This window comes from Vibrio sp. A1-b2, from assembly GCF_021726015.1.
GTDB lineage: Bacteria > Pseudomonadota > Gammaproteobacteria > Enterobacterales > Vibrionaceae > Vibrio > Vibrio diazotrophicus.
On sequence record NZ_JAKKCI010000004.1, the window covers coordinates 176,210 to 197,913 of the forward strand.

Here is a 21,704-nt window from a genome sequence, read left to right on the forward strand (position 1 = left end):
TTATTTGATTGCAGAACCGTTAATTACTGAACTGTTTCGTCTAAGAAGCTCGCAGCCCAAAAGAATGGAGCATTCCAGTTAATCGTAATTTCATTCAGTGTCCACGCACCAATATCATCTTTCCAACAAGTCTGCCCAATACACTTGCCCTTCATTGACGCCGCAACAGGGTCACTGAAGTTGATTGAATTTGGACCTCCAGACATGACACCAGGAGCGACTATCGGCGAATTGCTGTCCGCGGAATGTGCCCAAAAACGGTGATGTGGATTGGTAAGTGGGCGGCTACCGTAGCCTGAAACATAAGATTGGTCCAAAGCGTTACGTCCTAAGATGTAGTCCATCGCATTGATGATGCCATCTACGTACTTTTGATCTTTGGTGAAATCATAAGCAACTCCCATGAAGATACTGCGATTCATTAAGTTTGAATTTGAACCCCATGGGTACTCTTTTGTGCTGTAAGGAATTTGATAGCCTTCACTCTCAATAGACTGGTAGTAAGCATCCGCAGTTTTGATAATGTTAGCGCGCGCTTTTTCTATCTCTTTTTCCGGTAAGCTATTTGGAACAATCGCAAGAGACAAAGTTCCTGCAGCGCTCACTCCTTGCCAGTAGAGATCTCCGGTCGCTTCAATATCTCCTTTCGGAGTTACGAGATAATAAGGTGATGATAGAACTGCCTTTTTGTACTCTTCTTTCCCTGTTGTGATAAATAATTCTGCTGCCGCCCAGTAAAACTCATCGTCTAGCTGAGTATCATCATAGGGACCGGAGCCGACAAAGTTGTCGTAGGCATACACGTTTTTATGCTGATTGGCCGCTTTCCATGCTTTTTCTGCAGAAGTTAAGCAGCGCTTGGCGTAGCTTGCATCCAGATCTTGCCAAACTCGAGCACATTGAGCGGCAGTTGCAGCCAAATTAAGTGTAGCGGCGGTTGTTGGATAGCTCAGGAAGCGATCACGTGGATCTTTGTGAGGAGGTAAAGGCATTCCCGTCCAAGCATCATCTGCGACCTTATGAAAAGCCATACCACTGGCATCAATTTCCGTTAGCTTCAAATGATCCAGTTGGTTGGATTGATCGCCAACAGGAACCGAAACTTTGCTGTTTTCAGGCGCTTGCATTGACATCATGAAGTCCATCATCCAGCGAGATTCATCGAGAAGATCGTTGAAGTTGTTTTTGTTTTCCGGAAGTTTGGCTTTTCCATCCGCAAAAGCGTTAGCACGGGCGGCCAGTTTTTCTCTTTCGTAGTAATTGGTCAGTGTCCACAATGAAATACCACCGTTTACTACGTACTTCCCATGATCGCCCGCATCATACCAGCCTCCAGTGACATCTAATGATAGGTCACAACCTGGCCACTGATTGCCCTTTGCATCGGTTTTATTAAAACAAGTAACGACTTCTGGCTTGTGTCCAGCTGGGCGAGCGAGATCGGCTCTTTGAACAAATTCAGGGAGAATATCAATACCGCTTCGTTGCTGATAGAAGAAAGAGAGCGCGTCATACTTCATATTGCTATAGATGGCGTTATCAATGGCAAATGGATGGCTCTGGTGCCCGTCAACTTCCAAGATCGCTTTCTTCGTCGGAGTTTGCACGCTGCTGAAATCGATTAATTGAACGTGTTCACCAGAGGCTTTATTTAAGCCAAATGGAATCGTCTGACCTTTAGCGATTAGCTTCTTGTCAGCGTCTAACAGCTTCCAATCCATAGGTGATGTTTCTTTAGTAACAACCGTTGCGTGTTTAGGGCCACGGACAAAGTAGCCGACTTGGTTGACTCTAACGCTAGCAAGGTCGCTTTCTTTAACATATTGAGGTCCGGTTAAAGATACATTTTTGACGCAAACTGTTGTTGGTGTTTCCGTTCCCATTTGAAATTGAAACTGCACACTATCGTCATCACCAGATGGCTTGAATGAAAACTCAAACGGTTTCAACTCTTGATTGAGATAAATATCCTTAACAAAATGGTTGGTGTATGGCGCGCCATTATGTTGTACGAGCGCTTTGACGTTTATTGACTGCTTCGCTAACGCACTAAATTTTAGATGGTAGTCTTCGCCCTTTTTCAAGGCCAGTCCTGATTGTCCAAGGATAACATCCCAAGGGTTACTTCCCCTTTTGGTAAACGTTATACAGCCCATTTCATCGATAGCCTGTAAATCAGCTCCTGCTGCCCACCAACCGTCTGTACCCTGTGAAAAGTTGCCATTAGTGATGAGCTCTTCTTGACCCATGCTGGTATTATTTGCCGTAGTTTTCTCAACAGCACAGCCACTAAGTCCAATAAAACCACAACTAACAATAGCAACGACACCTAGCCGTTTTTTATTCATTTTAACCTCGTGAAATTTTATCAATACAAATAGAAATCTTTGTTCTCGTCGTGAACCCTTGTGGGGTAGAAATGTATTTTTAGCTTTTAAATTTGGATTTTTATAACACGACATGTCTATGAATATTACAAGTGGCATTCATGTGTATTTGGCAATGGTTTTCAACGATATGTTTATTTTGTTTGCTAGTTAAATAATTTTACTAGCTCCAAGAAACTATTTCATGACGAAGAAGGAATTGTGATAGTGCCTATTGTTTCAAGTTTTCATAAATGACTTGTTTGCGATTTTCATAGATAGGTATAGACAAATTTTAAGAAATCATTCTAGAGTTATTCCTGAAATAAAAGAGGAAACAAAGATATTTTGCTGTTGTGCTTTGTTCTTGAAAACTATGAAGTTATACATCGGGTATATTATCCTAGCTAAGAGATTAACCATGAACACTATTCTACGAAACTGTAGTTATGCGGTGCTACTTAATATTTTGTTTGCTTCTTCCAGTTACGCTTTGAATTGGAGCGGGATGAACTGGCTTGTTTCTGATGGTTGGAAAAATGGGGGAAGTGAGTTTGATTGTACATGGAAAGCACAAAATATTTGGCGCGAAGCTGACTTATTAATTATGCACGCAAAGTCAGAGTCTTATGGAAAGAGTTGCTCTGAAATTCGAACCGATCAATATGTCCGACGTGGTCGCTATGAAGTCGAAATGCAGGCAGGTGCTGTACCTGGGACTATAAGCTCCTTTTTTACTTATGCGGGAGAAGCTGGCACATACAGTCATTATGAAGTGGATATTGAGTTAATGGGAGGAACCAATTTACTGCACACTAACGTATGGATTGGCGGCCAACAGTTTCCTCTAGACATTGACTTGGGGCAGTATGGTATGTCGATTTGGAGCATGGAAAAATATGCATTTACGATCGACGAGTATGGTGTGACTTGGGAAGTATTCAGCCGCTATCAAAATAGATGGGTTCAAGTTCGAAGAGCGAATCAAAAAGTTTCAGACTATATGCAAATTTTTATTAATAACTGGATAAGCGCCAATCCTCAATTCCCACCAAGCTATTACAATGGTTATCCTGTATATGCCAAATATAAAACAGTTAGATTTATTCCATATGAGTAACGCCTAGCGTGAAAATAATCAACTCCAAGGTGGGTGTTTATTTTTGTTTATATTTTAAATGAAAGAATGCTAAATAATTACTGTTGTTAAGACATCCAAATATTATTGATGGAACATTGCCATTCACAGGCTTCACATAAGTCCTACTTCTATGGAGGTAGGGCTTAGTTATTTTTAGAGTATTGAAGTGATGCATGATGAACGTGATCTTTAGGGGAACGCTTTTTTATGAGTTATAGAATAAAAATAATGAGTACCGCGGCTTTTAGTCTCTTCGCCGTTGCGGGGTGTGGCTCAGATATAAATAATTTCAAGCTAAGTGAGCAATCTGTTGTGTTAGAAAAAAGCTATTACACAGATATGTATCACTGGAATAAAAGCAAAGGGCTGAGCAACACGCTACTTGGACGGGGCATTAATATGGGAAATTATCTGGAATCTCCCACTTACGAAGGAGAGTGGAATAGTAACCTGACCATTAAGGCGAGTGATTTTAGAAACATCAGTCAATCAGGTTTTTCAAGTGTAAGGATTCCCATCCGTTGGAGCGCGCATACACTGCCTAGCGATCCCAACACTATCGATGATGCTTTCATGTTACGGGTTCAAGAGGTGGTTGATCAAGCAATCCAAGAAAACTTAAAAGTAATTATTAATACCCATCATTTTAATGAACTATTTTATGACAAAAGAGATTATAGCTATCAGCGTACACGGCTATTAAAGTTCTGGCAGCAAATATCTAACCGTTTCCCTATCAGTCAATACGGAGAGGATCAGCTGATTTTTGAATTTCTAAATGAACCTCATGAAGACGTTGGAGTGAGAGAATGGAATAGCCTAGTTGTAGAGTTAACCAATCTTGTTTGGAATAAGAATGCTAAAACTCAAAATAACGCTCTTGGGCAACGTAAGGTCATGATTGGAACTGCGGATTGGGGCGGTGTGGCGAAACTGCCATATCTTCGACTTCCGAGGGCGGCGAATCCCAAGAACACAATCATCACTGTACATTTCTACGAACCGTTTAAATTTACTCATCAGGGAGCTTCATGGGTTGAAGGCACCGATGCATGGATCGGTACTCGTTGGTTGGCGACACAACCCCAGCGTAAAGTGCTACTCGATTACCTAAATGTTGTAGATAAATGGAACGCGGCACCAAACCGTGGATTTGAAATAAATATTGGTGAGTTTGGGGTATACAGCCTATATGCTCCGCCAGAGGATCAGCAAGCTTGGACTGCATTCATTACAAGGGAAGCAGAAAAGAGAGGGTATAGCTGGAATTATTGGGAGTATAGCTCCGGTTTTGGTGCTTACGACCCACATTCCGGGCAGTGGCGAAAAGCACTACTTGGTGGATTAATACCAGAAGACGTGGATAGTCTTTGAGTTGTTACCGCATTGTCTAAGAATGTCATTGATTTTGCGAAAGAGTTTACCAAGCTTATTTAGGAGGTCTTAATACACTTATAACCGTTGTCTAAATACTGATTGGGGATTTTGGAGCGCTTTAAAACTTGGAAAATTGAATCCTTGTCGATTCTGCAACTAATAGAAATAATTACGCTGTGCATTACGTCTCGATAACATAATGTAATACCCGATAGACTGCTATTCAATATTCAGAGTGTTAACACAAGTTATATAAGTAAACAGCGATGATAAAAATAGCTTTGATTGACGATCATACTATCGTGCGTTCCGGATTTGCTCAGTTACTGAACCTAGAACAAGATATTGTTGTAGCTAGTGAATTTGATAGCGCTAAGGATGCCTTCCATACATTAACTCAGACTCCTGTGGATGTGGCTGTTATCGATATATCCATGCCTGACGAAAATGGCTTGAGTCTTTTGGAAAGGCTTCGTCGGAGTGATCCTGCGTTTAAAGCTATAATTTTAAGCATCTACGATTCTGCATCTTTCGTAAAGAAAGCGCTTGATGCTGGTGCGCAAGGTTACTTGTCCAAGCGCTGCGGCCCTAGTGAACTAGCAAGCGCAATCCGCACTGTTGCATCAGGTAAGCGTTATTTGTGCGCTGATGCACTGATTAATCTTAGTAATCCAGATATCAACAATGTTTTGGTAGAGCTGACAAAACGTGAGCTAGAAGTATTCGACCAATTGATTAAGGGAAAAGAAGTCAAAGAAATTGCACAGTCACTCTTTCTTAGTCACAAAACGGTTCATGTTCACCGAGCTAATATCCTTAGCAAATTAAACCTAACTAACAACGTTGACTTAATCCGTTTCGCCATTCATCACCATTTGCTTGCTGAAGGCTGAGTATGTCTGGAGTTGTGTTCAACTTATTATTCAGCTTTTTACTCTACAGTATCACTCAGTTTAGTTTATGGAATATTAGTCAGTATTTAAGTCAAGCTCCGTTACACGCCTATTTGTTGTTTCCAACTGGACTTAGATTGGCTGCTTATCTCTTGGTGAAGCCTAATTACATCTGGGTGTTGTTGGTCAGTGATTTACTACTTGCAGGCGCTATTTGGGCGTACTTGCCAACGGAGGCGGACTCGGTATTGTTGTTGATGCCGTTTGTTGCTTGGGCCACAGTAACTTTTGCTCGCCAACGTTGGCAACACATTTCTCTTTACTGGCAAAAGTTGTTGTTGATCGTTGCGTTGGTTGTCGTGCACAGCGCAGCCACAGGACTAACGTTTGTAATGCTTGGTAAACCTCTTCGCATCAACGCAGATACGATAACCGCAGTTACAGTCGCATCCCTAACTGGCGGCATTGTATTAACACCGTTTTTGTATCTGGTGGCAGATTATCTACGTCACCAAACTTGGTCACCATTGACACCGCAGCTCATACATCAGGATGTGAAATTACAGCCAAAGATGTTGGTTTGGAGCCTATTTTTCTTTTCATCGGGATTGCTGGCGGAGCTTACTCTGCTTGACCAAATGAAGCCATTTGCTCTGTTGATCATCATGTTACCGACAATATTTCTGGCTTATCGTTATGGATGGCAAGGCGGAGTGTTGGCAAGCAGTCTAAACAGTATATTGCTTGCTACAGCAAGACAGCTCAGTGGCTCATTTGAATCCGATCAGGAGCTGTTGATCTTTATGTCCAGCCAGGCCTTGATTGGTCTGGGCTTAGGTATTGCTATCAGTCGTCAACATCAATTATCTATGTTGCTCCAGAAAGTTAACCAAAGACTGGCTAGGGAACTGGCGGTAAAGCAAAACCTTGCACGTCAGTTAGTTTCCGTCGAGGAACAAATTCGTAAATCAGTGGCTAGAGAGTTACACGATGAAATCGGCCAAAACATCACAGCCATCCAGATCCAATCCATGTTGGCTCAACGCCTAGCTGAAGACGAACAAGCTAGAAGTGCAGCGACGAGCATTCAATCTTTGGCCATGAGAGTGCATCACTCAACCAGACAATTGTTGAAGCAACTAAGGCCACATATTCTTGATGAACTGGGGTTAGAACACGCAATTCGCCAATTGATTCAGGAAATGCGTTTCACTGAACAGGGTATTCAAGTTGGTCTAAATATTGGTGTGGACCCACAAAAGCTAGATGACACCACCAGTGTGACACTGTTTCGTATTGTTCAAGAACTTCTAAACAACGTTTCCAAACACGCCAAGGCTCGTAATGTAAACATCAGCTTGTTCCCGGGCAGTGACATGGTTCTGGAAGTAAAAGATGATGGTATAGGCCTTCCTGAAGACTGGCGCATCCGTGGGCAAGGAATTAAAGGGTTGACTGAACGAGTATCCGCACTTGGAGGTAGTCTTAAACTAACCACTTCATCTAATCCTGGTGGCACTCGTATTATTGTTAACCTACCCACAAAATCGTTACCAACAGATTAGAAACTAGGAATATTTCCTAGATGAATACAAATCCTTCTCATGTTTTTCCCTCTCCTTCTCTTTAGGATCAGATTTAACAAGGACAAACAAGCATGAACATTGTGCCGACACAAACCAACAGCACAAACATGGACACCGATCAGGCTTATCGTTATTGGCGCATTCGGTTGATGGTATCCATGTATGTCGGATACGCGGTTTTTTACTTTACCCGTAAAAGTTACAACTTTGCACTACCAGGGATGTTGGTTGACTTAGGGATGGATTATTCCGACTTTGGTCTATTAGGTACCATGTTCTATTTAACCTATGGTGTTTCTAAGTTTGTTTCTGGCTTGATGATAGATCGTTCCAGATCTCGATATTTTATGGGATTGGGTTTGATAGCTACTGGTATTGTAAATATCGCTTTTGGTTTTAGCTCTTCATTACTTGCGTTCACATTGCTATGGACGATAAACGCGTTTTTTCAGGGGTGGGGGTGGCCAGCATGCGCCAAAATACTAACCAGTTGGTATTCACGAAGTGAGCGAGGGTTCTGGTGGTCAATTTGGAATACCTGCCACAACCTTAGCGGAGCTTTGATTCCTATCACAATTGGTTTTATTAGTTTGAATTTTGGCTGGCGCTATGGGTTTATCGTCCCTGGTTGTGGTGCTGTATTAGTTGGCATTTGGCTATGTTACCGCATACAGGAAAAACCGACCCATATTGGATTACCTTCCGTTGGTCAATGGCGCAATGATTCACTTGAGTTGGAACATGAAAAGGAAGGACAAGGACTGTCTTTCAATGTAGCAGTCTATCGCTATGTGCTGACAAACCGTTACATATGGCTGCTGTGTGGGTCATATCTGCTGGTATATGTCGTGAGAATTGCAATTAACGACTGGGGTGCTTTGTACCTAGTGGAACGGCATTCCTATGACGTCTTGAGTGCAAATAGCGCGGTTTCCATGTTTGAAGTGGGTGGTTTTTTGGGCTCGCTATTTGGTGGTTGGGGTTCTGACCGATATTTCCATGGTAATCGTGCACCGATGAATTTGATTTTCGCCTTGGGTATTTTTGCTTCAGTTGCAGCACTGTGGTTAACCCCAGTGCAGCATATAGGATTTCTAGCTGGATGTTTTTTCTGTATCGGTTTTTTTGTATTTGGCCCACAGATGATGATTGGTATGGCCGCCGCCGAATGCGCTAGGAAAGACCTAGCTGGTACGGCTACCGGATTTATAGGCTTATTCAGTTATCTCGGCGCGGCGCTTGCGAGTTATCCAATGTCTCTCGCTATCGAGCATTGGGGGTGGGAAGGATTTTTCTGTTTGATTACTGCGGCGGCAGCTGTGATTAGTTTACAACTGCTTCCTTTTATAAAGGCTCAGCAACCGAATTCGGACGATGAGCTACCAATATCATGAAAGCTTTACTATCTAACAACGTGACAATGCTTCTAATGGTGACCTGATTGGCTTCTTGCCTGATCAGGAATTCAGGCAGGCATTAATAAAGAGGGAAAAACCAATGATTGTAAAAGCAAAACGTACGCTGCTCGCTCTAAGTATCCTTGGCTCTGTTATGGCAACGCCCGTCGCTCAAGCTGAAGGGCGGCTTGTAGTCTACTGCAGTGCCACTAACGCCATGTGTGAAGCCGAAACCAAAGCGTTTTCTGAAAAATTTGATGTTAAGACATCATTTGTTCGCAATGGATCCGGTAGTACACTTGCAAAAATTGATGCGGAGAAGAATAACCCTCGTGCCGATGTCTGGTATGGCGGTACGCTTGACCCACAATCGCAAGCTGGCGAAATGGACCTACTACAGGCCTATAAATCTACCCAGCTTGAAAACATCATGACAAACTTCCGAGATCCAGCTAAACGTAAAGGAAACTACTCATCTGCAGTATATATGGGTATTTTGGGGTTCGGTGTTAATACTGAACGGCTTGCCCAGAAAGGGGTTCCTATTCCGCGTTGTTGGAGTGATCTCACCAAACCAGAATACAAGGGAGAAATTCAGATAGCTGACCCTCAAAGCTCTGGAACAGCATACACAGCATTGGCGACCTTTATTCAACTTTGGGACGAGCCAAGTGCATTTGAGTACTTCAAGCAACTAGACAAAAACGTTTCTCAATACACCAAATCTGGCGTTACCCCGTCTCGCAATTCGGCACGTGGAGAAATCGCAATCGGTATTGGCTTCCTACACGACTATTCTCTTGAACAGTCAAAAGGCGCTCCGTTGGAGCTGATTTCACCGTGTGAAGGAACCGGTTATGAAATTGGCGGAGTGAGTATCATCAAAGGTGCTCGAAACTTAGATAACGCCAAATTGTTCGTTGACTGGGTACTGTCGAAAGAAGGTCAGGAATTGGCTTGGAAACAAGGCGAGTCGTTCCAAATTTTGACGAATACTCAGGCTGAACAATCACCTAATGCGTTGAATCCAAAAGAACTAAAGTTAATTAACTACGACATGGAAACCTACGGTTCATCCGACGAACGTAAGCGTCTAATTACCAAATGGGTAAACGACGTCAAAATGGGCAACTAACCTCCCTAGTATTTCTGACCGTCATTTGACGGTTTTTATCACCTGACATTCAGTCTGCCAGTATTGGGTGGGCAGGCTGAATGCAACTCAAAATAAAGGTTCCATAATGAACGAGCGAACTCAAGCATTGAACCTCGCGAACAGCCAGCCACGGCGAATAGATGCTGTATTTTACTGGCTTGGCGTTGTGTTCTTTAGTTTTATTCTTCTGCCATCCTTTGCTTTGGACTATGGTCTGTTTGAATCAACCTCTGACGAATTTTATGACGCCATGGGGTGGAGTTCTCTGAACATATCTTGGTTCTGGTTTAGTTTGCCAGCGTTTCTAGCAATTCGTCCGCTTCAGCCATTAGGCCGCAATCATAAAGTTCGTCACTACATTGATATTGGTTATTCAGTGTTCTGCATGCTTGCAATACTCGCTAGTTCTTGGCTCACTCATCAAGGGTTAGGTTATTCCACAATACTTCTGTTTGTTGGGTTGGGAGCCGTGATGACAATCGCTTTTGCCCGACTAGAGTATTTAGGTGGTGATCATTTCGTCATTGGTTCTCTGATTAGCATCATTTTGCTAATTGCTATTTTTATCATTTTTCCGAGTGTTGCGATTTTTCTACCCATGTTTAAAGATGACATGGGGTTGTGGACCGCATGGCAGTTTATGGAGATTCTCACACAATCTCATACTTTGTCCGTGATTCGTAATTCTATTGTTCTTGGAACTGCAGTAGGTGTTGGAGCTACTTTCTTCGGTTTGATATTCGCTATCTATACCACTCGTATTGCAAGACGTTCAGCCTTTATTGCTAGAGTGTTTTCAATACTGCCAATTGTTACACCTCCTTTCATCGTAGGTCTTGGTGTCACTCTAATGCTAGGTCGGTCTGGTTATATCACTGAACTAATGGTCGAGTGGTTTGGGCTTCAAAAGACCAATTGGTTATATGGTTTTACAGGCATTTGGCTGGCTCAGGTACTTGCTTTTGCACCTATGTCATTCATGATTTTGGATGGAGCTTTGAAGTCACTACATCCGTCATTGGAAGAAGCATCTTATACTCTGAAAGCCAACCGCTATCAGACATTTTTTGGCATCATTCTTCCTTTATTGAAACCTGCTCTGGCCAACTCATTCTTGATTATTTTCGTGCAGTCTCTTGCAGACTTTAGTAACCCTCTGGTGCTTGGGGGAAGCTTTGATGTTCTAGCTACTCAGATCTATTTTTATATTGCTGGTGCTCAATTAGATTATGCCTCCGCCAGTACGCTTGGTTCAGTTTTGCTACTGTTCTCTCTTGCAATATTTGTCGTACAGTATCTTTGGATAGGTCAACGCTCTTACGTGACAATCTCAGGCAAAGCTTATCGTGGCGATGTGCAGGAAATGCCAGCATCTCTCAAGCTAGGAGTCACCATTACCCTCTACATATGGATGGTGTTTAATGTGCTTCTATATGGAAGCATCTTCTTCGGTAGTTTCACGGTGAACTGGGGGGTTGATTACACTCTCACGTTGCAAAACTACATCAACCTATTTGGTAATGGTATGTCTGATGGTGCTTGGCCTTCACTTATCACAACGATGATTTATGCTGGAGTCGCGGCTCCTATCACAGCATTATTTGGTTTACTGATTGCTTATGTTGTTGTTCGCCAACAGTTTTACGGCAAAAAGGTCATCGAGTTTTCAACCATGCTATGTTTTGCGGTTCCCGGAACTGTGGCTGGTGTGTCTTATATTCTGGCATTTAATGATGCGCCAATCTATCTCACAGGAACGGCAGCCATTGTCGTGATTTCTATGGTAATGCGAAATGTTCCCGTCGGGATTCGTTCTGGCATTGCTGGACTTGGACAGCTCGACAAGTCGCTCGATGAAGCCTCTTTGAGCTTGCGTGCAAGTTCTTTACAAACCATTCGTCATATCATTTTGCCACTGTTGCGCCCAGCGATTTTATCGACACTGGTTTACAGTTTTGTGCGCGCAATGACAACTGTGAGTGCCATTATTTTCCTAGTTACACCCGAAACCCGTGTTGCAACATCGTATATTCTGAATCGAGTCGAAGACGGAGAATACGGAATTGCTATTGCTTATGGCTCCGTCCTTATTGTGGTGATGTTAGCCATCATATTGTTGTTTGATCTGCTGGTCGGCGAAGCTCGTATATCTCGCTCAAAAGCCACTAATCAAGATTCTTAGGAGATATCATCGTGGAAAAACAAAACTTCGTTGTACTGAAAAATATCTGCAAACGGTTCGGCAGCAACACCGTTATCAATAATCTGGATTTGGAAATAAAGAAAGGTAGTCTTGTCACACTGCTTGGCCCATCAGGTTGCGGTAAAACTACAGTCTTACGTTTAGTCGCGGGGCTAGAAAAAGCAACTAGTGGTCAAATCTTTATTGATGGGGAAGATGTAACTGAACGTTCAATACAGCAACGGGATATCTGTATGGTGTTTCAATCCTACGCCCTATTTCCTCACATGTCTTTGTATGAGAACGTCGCTTATGGACTAAAAATGCTTAAGCTACCCGCAGAAGAAATTCGCCAGCGAGTTGATGAAGCTTTGAAAATCGTCGATCTGGAAGGTATGGGTGAACGTTTTGTAGACCAAATATCTGGTGGGCAGCAACAGCGAGTGGCGCTCGCCCGCGCTTTAGTTCTCAAACCTAAAGTACTGTTATTTGATGAGCCTTTGAGTAACTTAGACGCTAATTTACGCCGTAGCATGCGTGAAACGATTCGAGAGTTACAAAAACGCTTCGACATCACTTCTCTATATGTAACACACGATCAAGCAGAAGCATTCGCTGTTTCTGATACTGTGATTGTCATGAAAAGTGGTGAAATCATGCAGATTGGTTCACCTCAAGAGCTATACAAATCACCGAAATCAATGTTTATGGCGAACTTTATGGGAGAGGCAAACCTATTTCAGGGGCATTTTGATGGTGAACGCATCCATATTAATGGCTATTCTATTGACGCTGACCCAGATGCAACATTAGGCAAGACACATGGTGAATACCAGATTGGCGTTCGCCCTGAAGCAATTACTTTGAACACACAAGGCGAAAACAGCCAAGCGTGTGAAATACTGAAGTTCGCTTATATGGGGTCAATGTATGAAGTCACGGTGAGATGGCACGAACAGGAACTGCTATTGCAACTCAACTCCGCACAGTTTAGCCACGAATTGACCAAACATGCTTATTTAGAATTTAATCCAAGAGGTCTGTTCTTACTTCCTAAAGAGGGCTAGAAAGTTTGAGGTCAAGTAATTAAACAGCAGTAAAAAGCAATTAAATGTGATAGATACAAAAAAAGACGTCCTAGGACGTCTTTTTTCTTGAATTTGGCTCCCCCTGCAAGACTTGAACTTGCGACATACGGATTAACAGTCCGCCGTTCTACCGACTGAACTAAGGGGGAATTGCTTAGTGCGGTGCGGATGTTACTTAGAGGGACGGGGAGTGTCAACCTTTACACTAAAAAATTCAGCTAATTTTTTTCAAAAAAAATAGTTTACTTTTCTGTACCCCTTATGGGTATTACGCTGGATTTACTTATCCACCAAATTTGTGGATAAGTGTGTTGATGAAACTTGAGCAATCATTTGAAGTGGTTTCATTTAAGTGAAAACTCTAAATGTAATCGATTGTATAATTTATCTAACTTAATGATTTTGCTTTTATAAATCTTGTTATCCACTGTTTTTTCTAACGGTTCTAAACTGCGAGAGAAAGGTCAATTTAATGTCAAGATTGGAAATTTTGGGGAAAACCAGTGGATTATTATTTGGGTATTTTAGATGGGTATAACTCGGTGGGGCGACGATATTAACAAACTTTTTAGATTGATGCGAACGTTATTTTTTAGCCGTGGTAGATCTGAAACACAAGTTCGATTCGTAGTTATGAAACTGTTTCATGAGTGCTTATCAATGGGAAAGAATCGCATATAAAGTTTTCGCAATGGTAAATAACAATTATGACTTGCCATGCTGTAAGGCAAGCAGCGACAATAGTTCCTCGTTCAGACTGTAGGAAGAAAGTGTAATGAGTAAGGCGTTTGAATTGGTATCACACTATCGCCCATCCGGTGATCAGCCTAAAGCCATAGAGCAGCTTTTAGAAGGAATTGAAGCTGGACTTGCACATCAAACCCTGTTGGGTGTTACGGGTTCTGGTAAAACGTTTACCCTAGCGAATGTCATTGCTCGATCACAACGACCGACGATTTTACTTGCGCCGAATAAGACGCTTGCAGCTCAGCTTTATGGCGAGATGAAAGCTTTTTTCCCTAATAATGCCGTTGAATACTTTGTTTCCTACTACGACTATTACCAGCCTGAAGCTTACGTGCCGACGACGGATACTTTCATAGAGAAAGATTCATCTGTTAACGCTCATATTGAGCAAATGCGTCTTTCTGCTACCAAAGCGTTGCTGGAGCGCAAAGATGCCATCATCGTGGCTTCTGTTTCCGCGATTTACGGTCTGGGTGACCCTGATTCCTACTTGAAGATGATGCTTCATTTACGCCGAGGAGATGTGATCAATCAGCGTGATATGCTGCGTCGGTTGGCGGAGCTTCAGTATTCCCGCAATGATGTAGCGTTTGAGCGCGGTCAGTTCCGTGTGCGCGGTGAAGTGATTGATATTTTCCCTGCTGAATCTGACCAAGATGCGGTGCGCGTGGAAATGTTCGATGAAGAAGTCGAATGCATCAGCTTATTTGATCCGCTCACTGGTGCGATAAAACAGCGAGACTTACCGCGTTTTACGGTCTACCCGAAAACTCACTATGTCACACCGCGCGAACGCATTCTCGAAGCGATTGAGAGTATTAAAGTTGAACTCGAGTCGCGCCGTAAGTATCTGCTTGAAAATAATAAACTGCTGGAAGAGCAGCGTATTACTCAGCGGACACAATTTGATATTGAAATGATGAACGAGCTAGGTTTCTGCTCGGGTATCGAAAACTACTCTCGATTCTTGAGTGGACGCAACGAGGGTGAGCCGCCACCGACACTTTTTGATTACTTGCCACATGATGGTTTATTAGTGATTGATGAATCCCACGTTACTGTTCCGCAGATTGGCGCAATGTTTAAAGGTGACCGTTCGCGTAAAGAGACGCTGGTGGAATTTGGTTTCCGTTTACCTTCTGCTCTGGATAACCGACCGCTTAAATTTGAAGAATTCGAAGCACTGGCACCGCAGACGATTTTTGTTTCTGCGACGCCGGGTAATTATGAGTTAGAGAAATCGGCGGGTGAAGTGGCTGACCAAGTGGTTCGTCCTACAGGGTTATTGGATCCTGAGCTCGAAGTTCGTCCTGTGGCTACTCAGGTTGATGATCTGTTGTCCGAAATTCGTATCCGCTCTGCAAAAGATGAACGCGTACTTGTCACTACGTTGACTAAGCGTATGGCGGAAGACCTGACCGAATATCTCCATGAACATGGTGTTAAGGTACGATATCTTCATTCGGATATCGATACAGTGGAAAGGGTCGAGATCATTCGAGATTTGCGTTTAGGCGAATTTGACGTATTGGTGGGGATTAACTTGTTGCGAGAAGGTTTGGACATGCCAGAAGTGTCTTTGGTTGCGATTTTGGATGCGGACAAAGAAGGCTTCTTACGTTCAGAACGTTCTCTGATTCAGACCATTGGTCGTGCTGCTCGTAACCTTGAAGGTCGAGCCATTCTTTATGCTGACAGCATTACGAAGTCGATGAAGAAAGCGATGGATGAAACCAACCGTCGTCGCGAAAAACAGCATGCTTATAACGAGGCCATGGGGCTTAAACCACAGGCGCTAAAACGTAATATCAAAGATATTATGGAAATCGGCGATATTGCGAAATCTCGCAAACAGAAATCAAGTAAAGTGGTTGCGCTGTCTAAAGTCGCAGAGGATGCGGCTAACTATGGGTCTTTAACTCCACAGCAATTGGATAAAGAGATCAGTAAGTTAGAAGGTCAAATGTACAAGTATGCACAAAACCTTGAGTTCGAGATGGCGGCGAAAACACGTGATCAGATTGAAGAGTTAAGAAAGCAATTTATTGCGAACTCTTAGCCATGGATTCTGAGCTACAGTCAGATAAAAAAATAGCCAATAGAAATCGTCTCTATTGGCTGTAATTTCGTGAATATTGTATTCACTAACAACGTCAGTTGGCTAGGTGACCCGTTAGGGTCATTAAGTACCAAGCATTTAGCGTGCCAAGTATAAAATACCATTTTTGTTCAATTCTCATACTAGTTGTATGGTTTAGTCCTTGTTTGTTTGCAAAATGCAACTTCTAATGCAATCATGAAGCAAAATGCAAAAATAAATGGCTAGGTTATGCAACACAATTACACACCACAAAAAGCAAAATACTTATTGATGGTGGAAGATACAGTGTCCGTGGCGGCATTGTATCGTTCTTATCTCACTCCACTTGAAATAGATATCAACATAGTAGGGACGGGGCGCGAAGCAATAGAAAGCATCGCCGCACGTGAGCCTGATTTAATTCTTCTCGACCTTCGATTACCAGATATGACAGGGATGGACGTTTTGCATGCCGTAAAACAGAAATCACCTGATGTTCCAGTTATTTTCATGACTGCGCATGGTTCGATTGATACTGCGGTTGAAGCCATGCGCCACGGGGCTCAGGACTTCTTGATCAAGCCTTGTGAAGCGGATCGACTGCGTGTCACCGTGAACAACGCTATTCGCAAAGCCAGCAAGCTAAAAAATGATGCCGATGGCCTTAATAATCAGAATTATCAGGGCTTTATCGGAAGTAGTCAGACCATGCAGGCGGTTTATCGCACCATAGACTCGGCCGCGACCAGTAAAGCGAGCATTTTTATTACCGGAGAAAGTGGTACAGGTAAAGAAGTGTGTGCTGAGGCGATTCATGCGGCGAGTAAACGCGGTGACAAACCGTTTATTGCTATTAACTGCGCTGCGATTCCTAAAGATTTGATTGAAAGTGAGTTGTTTGGTCACGTGAAAGGTGCCTTTACAGGTGCCGCGGCTGACCGACAAGGCGCAGCCGAATTAGCAGACGGTGGCACACTATTTCTCGATGAGTTGTGCGAGATGGATCTAGAATTGCAAACAAAACTGCTGCGCTTTATTCAGACGGGCACATTTCAAAAAGTCGGCTCTTCTAAGATGAAAAGCGTGGATGTACGATTCGTTTGTGCAACCAACCGTGATCCATGGAAAGAAGTGCAGGAAGGGCGTTTTAGGGAAGACTTATATTACCGTCTCTATGTTATACCATTGCATCTGCCGCCTTTGCGTGAACGCAGCGATGACGTCATCGAAATCGCTTATTCGCTGTTGGGTTATATGTCTAAAGAAGAAGGCAAAGGTTTTGTTCGCTTGTCTCCTGAAGTGGTAGAGCGCTTTAAGCGCTATGAGTGGCCAGGTAACGTTCGTCAGTTACAGAACGTATTGCGTAATGTAGTGGTTCTTAATGAGGGTAAAGAGATTACCCAAGAGATGTTGCCTCCACCGTTGAACTTACCTCAGGAACGTGTTGAACCCGTTGACATGCCGATGAGCGGCCCTATTACCGTGCATGAAATCTTTCCTCTTTGGATGACGGAAAAACAGGCGATCGAAAAAGCGATAGAAGCTTGCGATGGCAACATTCCAAAAGCGGCGGGCTATTTGGATGTCAGCCCTTCAACGCTCTACAGAAAACTACAAACGTGGAACGAGAAAGAGAAGGAAAGTCGATAATTATGGACGTGTTAAACCAAAGCAAGATAGAGAAATTAGCAAGAGAAATTGGGGAAGAGAACGTACCAATGCTCCTTGAAATTTTTCTTGGTGAGCTAGTAGCCTATCAGCAAAGTTTAACCAGCAATGAGGTTGTTGATAAAACTCAATACCTTAAAGATATCAGCCATGCATTAAAGAGCAGTGCGGCGAGTTTTGGTGCCGATCGACTTTGTGCTAAGGCAGTCGACATTGACGCTAAGGCAAAATTAGGTGAGCAATTTGATGAAGCAGTAGAAACGGCGAATATGGTTGATATTCTTAACCAGACTCACGGATACTATCAGCAGTTGATTGTAACAAGCAGTTGTGACTAATCAGTGATTGTTAGTTGTTACCGATTATCGGTAGTTTTTTAGCACCACTGAGGCCAACAATCGTAGCCGCAGTCGTGAACCATAAACTCAGTCAGCTAATTAACTGTTCAACTGCTCTTCAATTGCGAGGCGCAACTTGTCTCGATCATGACGCCAATCGCGGTTTGGTGATGCCAAATTGCGAGTCACGCAGTTCCAATTGTCTTTTAAATCTGAGTGTTCTTTCGGGCCGATCACCACATCAATCTTACGATTTTTACAAGCGCGTTCGCACCATTCCAGCTTCTGTTTCAGGCTCATACGACCCGCAGGGCCGTATTCAGGTGATAAGTTCTCAATAAAAATCACCTTTGCCTTTTGGTTGTCAAAAATAGCCTGACCGATTTTAGGCAGAAGTAGTGGTGGCATTATGCTGGTAAGAAAACTGCCGGGACCAAGAATAATTGCATCGGCTGCCGCAATCGCCTCGACTCCCTCGAACGTTGCCGCAACCTTTGGTTCAAGGTCGAGTCGCAATAAGTCGTCTTCCATCTCATCTACGCTGGTTTCACCCGTTACCCATTTGCCGTTTGTTGCTAATGCAGTGAGATCGGATGGATGTTCTGACATAGGAATAATGTTCACATCAACTTTCAGCATGGTGCGGATAAGATTGATTGCGTCCAATGGACGAACCGAGAGGTTATCCAGTGCAGTTAGCATCAGGTTACCGAGGTTATGACCATCAAGCTCGCCGCTGCCTTTAAAGCGGTATTCAAACATCATCGAGCTGATGGAAGGGTCGGTAATCAACTGGTTAATGCAGTTACGCGTATCACCCCAAGCAATTCCGCCTTGGCAGTGGCGAATTCGCCCGGTCGAACCGCCGTTGTCCGTAGTTGTTACAATACCTGTTGCGTTAGAACCGAAATGCTTTAACGCTGCCAAAATTCGTCCTAAACCGTGGCCGCCGCCAATAGCGACCACTTTTTTATCTTTATATAAGTTCATCATCTTTATTCTTCTAATATTTGATAAAACCTTAGCCGATGGAAGTTAAGTTGTGAATGTATTGCCCATCAACAACCCCAAGGGGCTTGGGTGTACTAGAATGTATAGGATATTGAAAACGACATATACTTATTTAGAGGTAAATTAGGACTTTGGTTTTCTTTTGCAACTGATTTACTAGAAAGATGATGCGTTTTTCAGTATTTTACAGCCAGTAGTCGCTGATTAGATAAGCGTTCAGCTTTCTAGCCGGCTGCCATAACTCCGAGCTTTTTCATCTAAGTCACTTGAGACTATTGATAGTGATATGGTTAAAAAGCCAGTGGCATATTGTCACGAGGGCATAAGTGGAAATGTTTATGCCTCCCGTATTTGGAAAGGTGTTCCGTGGCGCAACAATTCGAAGATAAATTCCAGCGTAAATTTTATTATTTACGTCTGTCAGTTACCGATGTTTGTAACTTCAAATGTACTTATTGCCTGCCTGATGGTTATAAACCTTCGGGGAGCAGAAACTCGTCTTTTTTAACCCTTCCAGAAATCCGTCGCGTGGTGAATGCTTTCGCTGATTGTGGTACTTCCAAAATTCGTATTACTGGTGGTGAGCCTACATTACGTAAAGACTTTACCGATATCATCCGCTTGGTTGCCGATAACTCAAATATTAAGAAAATAGCCACCACTACCAATGGTTACCGGATGGAAAAAGGGGTTGCGGATTGGAAAGACGCAGGCCTCACGCATATCAATGTTAGCGTCGATAGTTTAGACCCGAGAATGTTTCATCAAATCACGGGTGAAAACCGCTTTCATCAAGTCATGGCGGGCATCGACCGCGCGTTCGAAGTCGGTTATGAACAGGTCAAAGTGAATGTGGTGTTGATGAAAGATCGCAATCACAACGAACTTCCTCTGTTTCTTGAATGGATCAAACACCGCCCAATCCAACTGCGTTTTATCGAACTGATGCAAACGGGTGAAATGGACGATTTGTTCGCTAAACATCATATCTCTGGAGTCACAATCCGTAATCAGCTTATTGCCAACGGCTGGATTCTAAAAGCGAGAGAAAACAATGATGGTCCCGCACAGGTCTTTGTGCATGCAGATTATCAGGGCGAAATCGGTCTTATCATGCCTTACGAAAAGAACTTCTGTGAGAGTTGCAATCGACTCAGAGTGTCTGCGCTCGGCAAACTGCATCTTTGTCTTTTTGGCGAAAAAGGTCTAGAGCTCAGAGATTTGCTTCAAGAAGACGCACAGGAAGCCGAGTTGATCGAACGTATTCAAATGCAGCTACAGAACAAATCCGTCAGCCATTTTCTTCAGGAAGGAAATACAGGCATGACTCCGCATTTAGCGTCTATTGGTGGTTAAAGCCATTTCGAAGGCTAGAAATCATCGTGGTTAATCAGATTTAAATTAACGAATAATAATTGAATTAAGGTGAGCAAATGGGTCACGCAGAAAGCAAATTTCAACCAGCGAACATCGCAGTGTTAACCGTTTCAGATACACGTACAGAAGAAAATGATACCTCAGGTCGCTACCTTGCTGAGCAACTTCAGGAAGCAGGGCATCACCTAGCAGACAAACAAATCGTTATTGACGATATGTACAAAATACGTGCGGTGGTTTCACAGTGGATTGCTGATGAAAAGGTTCAGGCAGTATTAATCACAGGTGGTACTGGTTTTACTTCGCGCGATAGCACTCCTGAAGCGTTAAAGCCTCTATTTGATAAAGAAGTAGAAGGTTTCGGAGAGCTGTTCCGCTTGGTTTCTTATGAAGAAATTGGCACTTCTACTATTCAGTCTCGCGCTGTGGCTGGTTTCGCAAACCATACGGTTATTTTTGCGATGCCTGGCTCAACAGGAGCTTGCCGTACTGGCTGGACGAAGATCATCAAACAGCAGTTAGATGCCAGCCATCGTCCATGTAACTTTATGCCGCATTTATAAGAGTGAGGGACAATGACTCAATTCACTCACATTAACGCTTCTGGTGAAGCCAACATGGTGGATGTTTCTGCAAAGGCCGAAACGGTAAGAGAAGCGCGCGCAGAAGCTTTTGTTCACATGGCACCAGAAACGCTGCAACTGATCGTATCGGGTCAGCATCACAAAGGTGATGTGTTTGCCACGGCACGTATTGCCGGTATTCAAGCAGCCAAGAAAACATGGGATTTAATTCCGCTTTGCCACCCGTTACTGCTTTCAAAAGTTGAAGTTCAGCTAGAAGCGATTGAATCGGAAAACAAGGTTCGTATTGAATCAGTATGCAAACTCGCTGGCAAAACCGGTGTTGAAATGGAAGCGCTAACCGCGGCTTCGGTTGCAGCACTGACGATTTACGACATGTGTAAAGCTGTGCAGAAAGATATGGTAATTGGGCAAATTCGCTTGTTAGAAAAGACGGGCGGTAAATCGGGTCATTTTAAGGTAGATGTATGATTAGTGTTTTGTTTTTTGCCCAAACAAGAGAGTTAGTGGACTGCGATGGTTTGTCACTTGAGCATGAGTTTGATTCGGTTGAAGCATTGCGAGCACATCTTGCGGCGCAATCGGACAAATGGGCACTGGCATTAGAATCCGGAAAATTGTTGGCTGCGGTTAACCAATCAATTGTACCGATGGATTCTGAACTTAAAGATGGCGATGAAGTCGCTTTCTTCCCACCGGTAACTGGAGGTTAA

17 protein-coding genes, 1 tRNA gene and 1 riboswitch are annotated in these 21,704 nt (G+C 43.2%); of the genes, 15 read left to right on the forward strand and 3 right to left on the reverse strand.

The genetic code is table 11. From position 1 onward, the window contains the following. Positions 1-23: 23 nt before the first annotated feature. Complete coding sequence (locus tag L3V23_RS10920) at positions 24-2,348, reverse strand: glycoside hydrolase family 9 protein (RefSeq protein WP_237292336.1); 2,325 nt, start codon at positions 2,346-2,348, stop codon at positions 24-26. 439 nt (positions 2,349-2,787) lie between these two features. On the opposite strand from L3V23_RS10920, the gene L3V23_RS10925 reads away from it, so the two are divergent. The 8 genes from L3V23_RS10925 to fbpC all read left to right on the forward strand — a co-directional run bounded on the left by L3V23_RS10925 (position 2,788) and on the right by fbpC (position 13,165). After that, positions 2,788-3,486 carry a family 16 glycosylhydrolase gene (locus L3V23_RS10925; protein ID WP_052404605.1) on the forward strand — a complete coding sequence of 233 codons (699 nt, stop codon included), beginning with the start codon at positions 2,788-2,790 and terminating at the stop codon, positions 3,484-3,486. A 249-nt stretch (positions 3,487-3,735) separates the two neighbouring features. Next, positions 3,736-4,881 (forward strand): glycoside hydrolase family 5 protein, encoded by a 1,146-nt coding sequence (locus L3V23_RS10930; RefSeq protein ID WP_237292337.1) that lies wholly within the window; start codon positions 3,736-3,738, stop codon positions 4,879-4,881. A 269-nt stretch (positions 4,882-5,150) separates the two neighbouring features. Continuing rightward, entirely contained in the window at positions 5,151-5,777 is a 627-nt protein-coding gene (locus L3V23_RS10935; RefSeq protein ID WP_102940170.1) for a response regulator transcription factor, read from the forward strand. 2 nt (positions 5,778-5,779) lie between these two features. Next, positions 5,780-7,342: a signal transduction histidine-protein kinase/phosphatase UhpB gene (gene uhpB / locus L3V23_RS10940; RefSeq protein WP_102953786.1), complete on the forward strand. Its 1,563-nt coding sequence runs from the start codon at positions 5,780-5,782 to the stop codon at positions 7,340-7,342. A 92-nt stretch (positions 7,343-7,434) separates the two neighbouring features. Next, a complete protein-coding gene (uhpC, locus tag L3V23_RS10945; protein ID WP_237292338.1) occupies positions 7,435-8,757 on the forward strand; it encodes an MFS transporter family glucose-6-phosphate receptor UhpC in 1,323 nt (440 codons plus the stop codon). A gap of 103 nt (positions 8,758-8,860) precedes the next feature. After that, the gene (locus tag L3V23_RS10950) at positions 8,861-9,895 is read left to right on the forward strand and encodes an ABC transporter substrate-binding protein (protein WP_102953788.1); all 1,035 of its coding nucleotides are present in this window, start codon (positions 8,861-8,863) and stop codon (positions 9,893-9,895) included. 106 nt (positions 9,896-10,001) lie between these two features. Next, positions 10,002-12,098 carry an iron ABC transporter permease gene (locus tag L3V23_RS10955; RefSeq protein WP_102953789.1) on the forward strand — a complete coding sequence of 699 codons (2,097 nt, stop codon included), beginning with the start codon at positions 10,002-10,004 and terminating at the stop codon, positions 12,096-12,098. A gap of 11 nt (positions 12,099-12,109) precedes the next feature. Next, a complete protein-coding gene (gene fbpC / locus L3V23_RS10960) occupies positions 12,110-13,165 on the forward strand; it encodes a ferric ABC transporter ATP-binding protein (RefSeq protein WP_102953790.1) in 1,056 nt (351 codons plus the stop codon). 94 nt (positions 13,166-13,259) lie between these two features. Here fbpC and L3V23_RS10965 read toward each other — a convergent pair. After that, positions 13,260-13,335, reverse strand: a tRNA-Asn gene (locus tag L3V23_RS10965). 626 nt (positions 13,336-13,961) lie between these two features. Between L3V23_RS10965 and uvrB the strand changes: the two genes are divergently transcribed. From uvrB to luxU, 3 genes are all read left to right on the forward strand, one after another. Next, the gene (gene uvrB, locus L3V23_RS10970; protein ID WP_042486208.1) at positions 13,962-15,992 is read left to right on the forward strand and encodes an excinuclease ABC subunit UvrB; all 2,031 of its coding nucleotides are present in this window, start codon (positions 13,962-13,964) and stop codon (positions 15,990-15,992) included. 270 nt (positions 15,993-16,262) lie between these two features. Further along, complete coding sequence (gene luxO / locus L3V23_RS10975; RefSeq protein ID WP_042486207.1) at positions 16,263-17,663, forward strand: quorum-sensing sigma-54 dependent transcriptional regulator LuxO; 1,401 nt, start codon at positions 16,263-16,265, stop codon at positions 17,661-17,663. Beyond that, positions 17,663-18,019, forward strand: coding sequence for a quorum-sensing phosphorelay protein LuxU (gene luxU, locus L3V23_RS10980; RefSeq protein WP_102965609.1), 357 nt, complete (start codon positions 17,663-17,665; stop codon positions 18,017-18,019). Before luxO ends, luxU begins: the two co-directional genes overlap by 1 nt. 99 nt (positions 18,020-18,118) lie before the next feature. On the opposite strand, the gene yvcK is transcribed toward luxU, so the two are convergent. Then, complete coding sequence (yvcK, locus tag L3V23_RS10985; protein WP_237292399.1) at positions 18,119-19,009, reverse strand: uridine diphosphate-N-acetylglucosamine-binding protein YvcK; 891 nt, start codon at positions 19,007-19,009, stop codon at positions 18,119-18,121. A 250-nt stretch (positions 19,010-19,259) separates the two neighbouring features. Beyond that, positions 19,260-19,409: riboswitch (molybdenum cofactor riboswitch) on the forward strand. Between yvcK and moaA the strand changes: the two genes are divergently transcribed. The 4 genes from moaA to moaD all read left to right on the forward strand — a co-directional run bounded on the left by moaA (position 19,397) and on the right by moaD (position 21,704). Next, positions 19,397-20,386: a GTP 3',8-cyclase MoaA gene (gene moaA / locus L3V23_RS10990; RefSeq protein WP_237292339.1), complete on the forward strand. Its 990-nt coding sequence runs from the start codon at positions 19,397-19,399 to the stop codon at positions 20,384-20,386. (Overlaps the previous riboswitch by 13 nt.) A 77-nt stretch (positions 20,387-20,463) precedes the next feature. After that, positions 20,464-20,970: a molybdenum cofactor biosynthesis protein B gene (moaB, locus tag L3V23_RS10995; protein WP_102965440.1), complete on the forward strand. Its 507-nt coding sequence runs from the start codon at positions 20,464-20,466 to the stop codon at positions 20,968-20,970. Positions 20,971-20,982: 12 nt separating this feature from the next. After that, a complete protein-coding gene (moaC, locus tag L3V23_RS11000; protein ID WP_102962741.1) occupies positions 20,983-21,462 on the forward strand; it encodes a cyclic pyranopterin monophosphate synthase MoaC in 480 nt (159 codons plus the stop codon). Continuing rightward, on the forward strand, positions 21,459-21,704 hold the full coding sequence (moaD, locus tag L3V23_RS11005; protein WP_102953795.1) for a molybdopterin synthase sulfur carrier subunit: 246 nt from the start codon (positions 21,459-21,461) through the stop codon (positions 21,702-21,704). The genes moaC and moaD overlap by 4 nt, the downstream gene beginning before the upstream one ends.

Excerpts from the sequence above, each read along its gene's own strand:
- L3V23_RS10920 (WP_237292336.1), bottom strand. The coding sequence starts at position 2,348 with ATGAATAAAAAACGGCTAGGTGTCGTTGCTATTGTTAGTTGTGGTTTT.
- L3V23_RS10950 (WP_102953788.1), top strand. The coding sequence starts at position 8,861 with ATGATTGTAAAAGCAAAACGTACGCTGCTCGCTCTAAGTATCCTTGGC.
- L3V23_RS10955 (WP_102953789.1), top strand. The coding sequence starts at position 10,002 with ATGAACGAGCGAACTCAAGCATTGAACCTCGCGAACAGCCAGCCACGG.
- L3V23_RS10930 (WP_237292337.1), top strand. The coding sequence starts at position 3,736 with ATGAGTACCGCGGCTTTTAGTCTCTTCGCCGTTGCGGGGTGTGGCTCA.
- yvcK (WP_237292399.1), bottom strand. The coding sequence starts at position 19,009 with ATGAACTTATATAAAGATAAAAAAGTGGTCGCTATTGGCGGCGGCCAC.
- moaD (WP_102953795.1), top strand. The coding sequence starts at position 21,459 with ATGATTAGTGTTTTGTTTTTTGCCCAAACAAGAGAGTTAGTGGACTGC.
- uvrB (WP_042486208.1), top strand. The coding sequence starts at position 13,962 with ATGAGTAAGGCGTTTGAATTGGTATCACACTATCGCCCATCCGGTGAT.
- luxO (WP_042486207.1), top strand. The coding sequence starts at position 16,263 with ATGCAACACAATTACACACCACAAAAAGCAAAATACTTATTGATGGTG.
- moaB (WP_102965440.1), top strand. The coding sequence starts at position 20,464 with ATGGGTCACGCAGAAAGCAAATTTCAACCAGCGAACATCGCAGTGTTA.
- moaC (WP_102962741.1), top strand. The coding sequence starts at position 20,983 with ATGACTCAATTCACTCACATTAACGCTTCTGGTGAAGCCAACATGGTG.
- L3V23_RS10935 (WP_102940170.1), top strand. The coding sequence starts at position 5,151 with ATGATAAAAATAGCTTTGATTGACGATCATACTATCGTGCGTTCCGGA.
- uhpC (WP_237292338.1), top strand. The coding sequence starts at position 7,435 with ATGAACATTGTGCCGACACAAACCAACAGCACAAACATGGACACCGAT.
- L3V23_RS10925 (WP_052404605.1), top strand. The coding sequence starts at position 2,788 with ATGAACACTATTCTACGAAACTGTAGTTATGCGGTGCTACTTAATATT.
- uhpB (WP_102953786.1), top strand. The coding sequence starts at position 5,780 with ATGTCTGGAGTTGTGTTCAACTTATTATTCAGCTTTTTACTCTACAGT.